At 45.5% G+C, this 1,287-nt stretch carries 2 protein-coding genes; both read left to right on the top strand.

Translation table 11 applies throughout. The annotated features are described in order from the left end of the window. Positions 1–122: 122 nt before the first annotated feature. Positions 123–773: a hypothetical protein gene (locus tag C7B65_RS26915; RefSeq protein ID WP_106254248.1), complete on the top strand. Its 651-nt coding sequence runs from the start codon at positions 123–125 to the stop codon at positions 771–773. 30 nt (positions 774–803) lie between these two features. Next, positions 804–959, top strand: a complete 156-nt coding sequence (locus C7B65_RS28230; protein WP_181314520.1) for a hypothetical protein — start codon at positions 804–806, stop codon at positions 957–959. Positions 960–1,287: the final 328 nt, after the last annotated feature.

Here is a 1,287-nt window from a genome sequence, read left to right on the forward strand (position 1 = left end):
GGTCATGAGTTTGTGTCTCTGGTGATGGGTTCATTAGATCGTGTTTTGACCTCTGACACAAACTAATTTACACTCCCGAAATAATTCCTGTATTACTTGAAATGATAACCCTACAGGAAGGTATGCATCCACAAATCCCACCTTTTTGCTCTTTTGAGGCAGCCGAAATGTTATGCGGCACAAGTAGTGATCACGTAGCTTACACGCTTCCTGCTCTGCGTAATCTTATACCGACAGAATTTGGTGAAAATGCTTTCCGTGCCTTAGTCACTATTCAAGAAAACTGCAAATACTACGCCTATGAAATCTATCATGCCCATCTAGAAGCACAGAAAGTCGATCGACAAGCCCAACAAAACAGCGAAACCGCAGGAACAATCATCATGAATCAACCCATTTTCAATCAGCAGAATGCAACGATCGGCGTTAACTACGCGGCTGAAGGCAGCAAACAGGAATTTACCCAACACAGCAACTCTTCTGAACAAAACTTTGAGATTTTACTCACGGACTACACACAGTTTATTGACGAACTCCAGCAGAAATACCCCAAGTTGTCAGACGTAAATGCTGTTCCTCAGATCATTGAGGTGGAGGCAAAACTCATCGAAGCGCAAGACCAGCAGAGATGGCAAAACTTTCTCAGCCTCAAACGGCTTTGGAAGGGCGGCAAAAAAGCAGGTGTCAAAGTCGGCGAGCACTTTGCAGAAAATAATGTTTGGGCAAAAGGCGCGATCGCATTTCTTGAAGGCGTAAGCGAAGATGTGAAGTAGGGACATTGCACTAGATTTGGAGCCAAAACAATGCAAGTCACGATCGAGCTTCCCGATAATCTATCTCTGGCAGAAGCGGACTTGCGCCAAGAAGTCGCGATCGCGCTCTTCCAGCAGAAGGAGTCGGGAGAAATCGCTGATCATTGGTTGCGATCGCGCTTCGGCAATTTGGAGCGGAGCCGATAAAGGTTTGCGATCGCTGACTCATATTATTGCCGTCTGTGGTTAGTCAATTAGAGATGTCTAAATTGACTTCAGATGGCTTGCCGATGGAAATAAACTTTGTTCAACAGGAGATCTCGCAGTTCATCGTGACTTCCATTTGCGCTCTCGTACTCATTTTTGCTAGAAATGCTCCTACTTCTGAGTCTAGTGCAGGATGGCAAAAGTAGCCGAGCAGTAATTAACTGAGGAGATAATCAGCTAAACTGAGCTATCTCCTAAGAAACACACTCCGGGAGAGCAGGTTTAGCAACGAGGTCAAATCCAAGCGCCATCGCCTTTTTCTTGAGGT

This window comes from Phormidesmis priestleyi ULC007, assembly GCF_003003695.1.
Classification (GTDB): Bacteria; Cyanobacteriota; Cyanobacteriia; order Leptolyngbyales; family Leptolyngbyaceae; genus Phormidesmis_A; species Phormidesmis_A priestleyi_A.